This is a genomic window from Streptomyces sp. WG7, assembly GCF_049975785.1.
Classification (GTDB): domain Bacteria; phylum Actinomycetota; class Actinomycetes; order Streptomycetales; family Streptomycetaceae; genus Streptomyces.
Genome location: NZ_JBNGGE010000103.1, coordinates 1 through 5,530 on the forward strand (window position 1 = coordinate 1; position 5,530 = coordinate 5,530).

Below are 5,530 nucleotides of genomic sequence, written 5' to 3' on the forward strand. Positions count from 1 at the left end.
TGGACCACCGGCAACCTCCAACTCCTCACCCAACCCCACCCCTGGCCCCCCACCCCCCACCACACCCGACGCGCCGGGATCTCCTCATTCGGCATCAGCGGCACCAACGCCCACATCATCCTCGCCGAACCCCCCACCCCACCCACCACGCCCGGAGCCGGCCCGGGGGACGACGCGTCCTCCCCCTCCTTGTGGGTGCTGTCCGGCCGTACCGAACCGGCGCTGCGCGCCCAGGCCACGGCACTCGTCGACGCGCTGGACTCCCTCGATGACGTGTCCGACCGTGACCTCGGCCGTGCCCTGGCCACCACCCGTACCGCCCTCGAGCAGCGCGCGGCCGTCACCGCCGAGGACCACGCCGAGGCCGTCGCGGCGCTGGCCGCGCTCGGCCGCGGCGAACCGCACCCCGCCCTGGCTCTCGGCACGGCGCACCCCGACGACGGCCTCGCCTACCTCTTCACCGGGCAGGGCAGCCAACGCGTCGGCATGGGCCGCGAGTTGTACGAGCACGAGCCGGTCTTCGCCGCCGCCCTCGACGCGGTGTGCGGCGAACTCGACGCCTGCCGCGGCTCCGTGCCCGGCACACCGCCGATCCGGGAGGTGATGTTCCACGACGCCGAGGCGCTCGACCGGACCGAGAACACGCAGAGCGCTCTCTTCGCCCTCCAGGTGGCCCTGTTCCGGCTGCTGGAGCACCGGGGCCTGGCACCGGACGCCGTACTCGGCCACTCCATCGGCGAGTTCGCCGCCGCACACGTCGCCGGGATCCTCACCCTGCCCGACGCCTGTGCCCTGGTCACCGCGCGCGGCCGGCTCATGCAGGCCCTGCCGCCCGGCGGCGCGATGACGGCCGTCCAGGCGTCGCAGGACGAGGTCCGCGCGCTGCTGGAGGGCCGCGAGCACGAGGTGAGCATCGCCGCCGTCAACGGCCCCGCGGCCGTCGTCGTCTCCGGTGACGTCGAGGCCGTCGAACAGGTCGCCGCCACGTTCGCCGCCGCCGGCCGCAAGACGCGCCGGCTCGTCGTCAGTCACGCCTTCCACTCGCACCGCATGGACGGGATGCTCGACGCGTTCGCCGCCGTCACCGCGGAGATCCGGTACGCGGAGCCGCGCATCGCCATGGTGTCCACCGTCACCGGCCGGCCGGTCGACGTCACCGCCGACTACTGGGTCCGGCAAGTGCGCCGGGAAGTACGGATGTCCGACGGTCTGGCCGCACTCCACGACCTCGGGATCCGTACCTTCCTCGAACTCGGACCGGACGGTGTGCTGTCGGCACTGGGCCGGGACTGCCTGGACGACGACGCACTGGCGTTCGTACCGGTGCTGCGCCGCGGCCGGCCCGAGCGCCGTACCCTGGCCGGCGCACTCGGCGCCCTGCACGTCCGCGGCCAAAGCCCGGACTGGCACGCCGTGTTCGGCCCGGGGCGGACGCCCGGGCTGCCCACGTACGCCTTCCAGCGGGAGCGCTACTGGCTGACCGCGCACGGCACCGAAGGACCGGCCGGCCACCCGCTGCTCGGCCCCGCCGTCGAGCTCGCCGAATCCGGACAGGTCGCGCTGACCGCCCGGCTCAGCCGCCGCAGCCACCCGTGGCTCGCCGACCACGCCGTCCTCGGCTCGGTCCTGCTGCCCGGCACCGCCTTCCTCGAACTCGCCGCCCGCGCGGGCTCGCAGACCGGCACCCCGCATGTCGCCGAACTCACCCTGGTCGCCCCTCTGGCGCTTCCCGAGGAGGGCCGCACCGAGGTGCAGGTCGTCGTGGCCGCGCCCGGCGACGACGGTCAGCGCGCGCTGACCGTGCACGCCCGCGCCGAGATGCCGGACGGCACCACCGAGCCGTGGACGCTGCACGCCACCGGCGCCCTCGCCCCGCGCGGCGCAGCCTCCACGACCGCCGCGGGCCGGCCCGCCGAGGCCGAGGCCCTCCCCATGGACGGCTGCTACGACGAACTGTCCGCCGCGGGCTACGCCTACGGCCCGGTCTTCCGGGGCCTGCGCGCCAGGTGGCGGCACGGCGCGGACCTGCACGCCGAGGTCGCTCTGCCGCCGTCCGTCACCGACGCCGCGTCCTACGGGCTGCACCCGGCGCTGCTCGACGCGGCCCTGCACCCGATCGTCATGGCCGCGCTGGACGACGGCGGCCGCCGGCTGCTGCCCTTCTCCTGGCGCGGCGTGACCGTCCACCGGCCCGGCGCCCGTACCGCCCGCGCCCTGATCACCACCACCGGTCCGGACGCGGTGTCGCTGACGCTGCTGGACGAGTCCCGCGCGGTGATCGCCGAGGTCGAGGAGCTGGTGCTGCGCCCGGTGAGCGACGACGTGGCCGTCCCGCGGTCGCTCCACCACCTGGCCTGGAAACCGGTCACGGCGGGCCGGGAACCGTCCCCGTCGGCCGCCGTACTCGGCTCCGCCGACCTGGACGTCGGCCCGCGGTACACCGACCTCACGGCCCTGGGTCACGCCCTCGACGCGGGAGTTCCCGCCCCGGCGGTGGTCTTCGCGCCGCTCATGGACCCCGCGGACGGTACGGCGGCCGGCCCCCGGCCCACCGTGCACCGCGCGCTCGCCCTGCTCCAGGCGTGGCTGGCCGACGACCGGCTCGCCGGCTCCCGGCTGGTGCTCGTCACCCGGGCAGCCGTGGCCACGGCACCGGACGCCGACGTGGATCCCGACGGCGCGGCCGTATGGGGTCTGGCACGCTCGGCGCAGACCGAGAACCCCGGGCGGGTCGGGCTGCTGGACGTGGAGTCGGCGGCCGACTGCCGTGGCGTCCTGCCGCTGATCGGCACGGAGCCGCAGCTCGCCGTACGGGACGGGGCGTCGCTGGTGCCCCGGCTCGGCCGGGCGACGGCCGACGGTGCCCTGGTCCCCCCTGCCGGGGCGGCCGCCTGGCGGCTGACGGTGCGCGACCGCGGGACCCTGGACCACCTGGCTCTCGAACCCTGCCCGGAGGCGCTGGCCCCGCTGGCCGAGGGCGAGATACGCATCGCGGTGCGCGCCGCGGGCGTCAACTTCCGTGACGTACTGAACACCCTCGGTCTCTACCCGGGCGACCCCGGTCTGCTCGGCCTCGAGGGGGCCGGTGTGGTCACCGAGGTGGGTCCCGGCGTCATCGGTCTCGGCGTCGGCGACCGCGTCATGGGCCTGTTCTCCGGGGCGTTCGGTCCGGTGGCCGTCGCCGACCAGCGGCGGGTCGCCGCCATGCCCGACGACTGGACGTACGCTCAGGCGGCGTCCGCGCCCATCGTGTTCCTGACCGCCTACCACGCCCTGGTCGGCCTCGCCGGCCTGGGCGCGGGCGAGCGTGTCCTGGTCCACGCCGCCGCGGGCGGCGTCGGTATGGCCGCCGTCCAACTGGCCCGGCATCTGGGGGCGGAGGTCTACGGAACGGCGGGTCCCGGCAAATGGGACGCTCTGCGTGCCCTCGGCCTGGGCGGGGCGAACCTGGCGTCGTCGCGCACCCTGGACTTCGAGACCGCGTTCGGCGCGGCCACCGAGGGCCGCGGCATGGACGTGGTACTGAACTCGCTCTCCGGTGAGTTCGTGGACGCCTCCCTGAGGTTGCTGCCGCGCGGGGGGCGCTTCGTGGAGATGGGCAAGACCGATCTGCGGTCCCCTGAGCTGGTCGCTGCGGACCACCCCGGGGTGGACTACCACTTCTTCGACCTGCTCCAGGAGCCGGCCGAGCGGATCGCCGAACTGCTCACGGCCGTCCTGCGGTTGCTGTCGACGGGGGCGCTGACCCCGCTGCCGCTCAGCACCTGGGACGTCCGCCGGGCACCGGAGGCCTTCCGGCACGTCAGCCAGGCCCGGCACATCGGCAAGGTCGTCCTCACCCTGCCCGCCGCCCTCGACCCGGACGGTACGGTCCTGGTCACCGGCGCCACCGGTGCCCTCGGCGGACTGGTCGCGCGGCACCTGGTCGCCGAGCACGGGGCCCGCCGTCTGCTGCTGGTCAGCCGTCGCGGCCCCGACGCGCCGGGCGCCACGGAGCTCGTCTCGGAGCTCACCGGGTTGGGCGCCGAGGTCTCCCTCGCGGCCTGTGACACCGCCGACCGTGACGCGCTCGCGCGGCTGCTGGCCGGCGTGCGGCTCACCGCCGTCATCCATGCAGCAGGGGTGCTCGACGACGGCGTCATCACCGCGCTCACCCCCGAACGCCTCGACACGGTGCTCGCCGCCAAGGCCACCGCGGCCCGTCACCTGCACGAGCTGACCGTGGACCAGGACCTCGCGGCCTTCGTCCTCTTCTCCTCCGTCATGGGTGTCATCGGTGGCGCCGGTCAGGGCAACTACGCCGCCGCCAATGCCTACCTGGACGCCCTGGCCCAGCATCGCAAGGCGCGGCGCCTGCCCGCGCTGTCCCTGGCCTGGGGGATGTGGGCGGACACCGCGGGAAGGCCGGGCGCCGCCGGAATGGCGGGCTCCCTTTCCAGTGCCGACCAGGGACGGATCGCCAGGACCGGCCTCTCCCCCATCGACCGGGCGGAGGGCCTGGCCCTGCTCGACGCGGCGCTGCGCACGGACGCCGCCGTGCTCGTTCCCGCGCCCTTCGACCGTGCCGCGCTCGGCGCGTTGGGGCCTCAACTGCCCACCGTGCTCCAGGACCTGGCACCGGCCGCGCCGCGACCGGACCAGGCGCCGACCACCGCCGCGGCCTCACCGACCGAGACCTTGCGGGACCGGCTCGCCGCGCTGAGCCCGGCCGAGCAGAAGGAACTGCTGCTGGATCTCGTCCGCGTGCAGACCGCGGTCGTACTCGGCAGGTCCTCGGCGGCCGGCATTCCCGCCGACCGGCCTTTCAAGGACATGGGCTACGACTCGCTCACTCTCGTGGAACTACGCAACAGGCTGCAGACCAGCGTCGATCTGCGGCTGCCCGCCACCCTCCTCTTCAACTGCCCGACCCCGCTGGCGGTCGTGGCCCATCTGCACACCGAACTGGCACCGGCCGTCGCGGAGTCCGCCGGCCCCACCGACTCGGGGACCGTACCGGGTCTGGCCGAACTCGACCGGCTGGAAGCGGCCCTCGCCGAGCTGCCGGGTGACACCCAGGACGACGTCAGAGCCGAAATCGTCCAACGACTCCAGACCCTGGCGGCCCGTGTGCCGGCTCAACGGGCCGGTACCGACGACAACGATCTGACCTCACGGGTGGAGTCGGCGTCGGTCGACGAACTCCTCGCGTTCATCGACTCCGAACTCTGACCGCACGTCCGCATCGCCCGGACCCTCACCCTGATCATCCTGTTCGCGCATGCGGCACGCTCGGGCACGTCTCACGGGCAGTCGTGCCCCGGACCGCACACGCACAGCTTCACGACGCCTACGGGGGCATCATCACCATGGCAACACCGGACAACGACAAACTGGTCGAATACCTCAAGCGCCTCACCGTCGACCTCCACCAGTCCCGTCAGCGGGTCCGTGAACTGGAGTCGGGAGCCAACGATCCGATCGTGATCGTCGGTATGGGGTGCCGTTTCCCGGGCGGTGTGGACTCGCCGGAGGCGCTGTGGCAGGTCGT

2 protein-coding genes are annotated in these 5,530 nt (G+C 74.2%); both read left to right on the forward strand.

The genetic code is table 11. The annotated features are described in order from the left end of the window. Window positions 1-5,211 (forward strand): SDR family NAD(P)-dependent oxidoreductase (locus ACP4J0_RS38095; protein ID WP_426603972.1); only part of this gene is annotated, 5,211 nt, incomplete at its 5' end. A gap of 137 nt (window positions 5,212-5,348) precedes the next feature. Next, the coding region (locus ACP4J0_RS38100) for a polyketide synthase docking domain-containing protein (RefSeq protein WP_426603974.1) at window positions 5,349-5,530 on the forward strand (182 nt) is incomplete at its 3' end.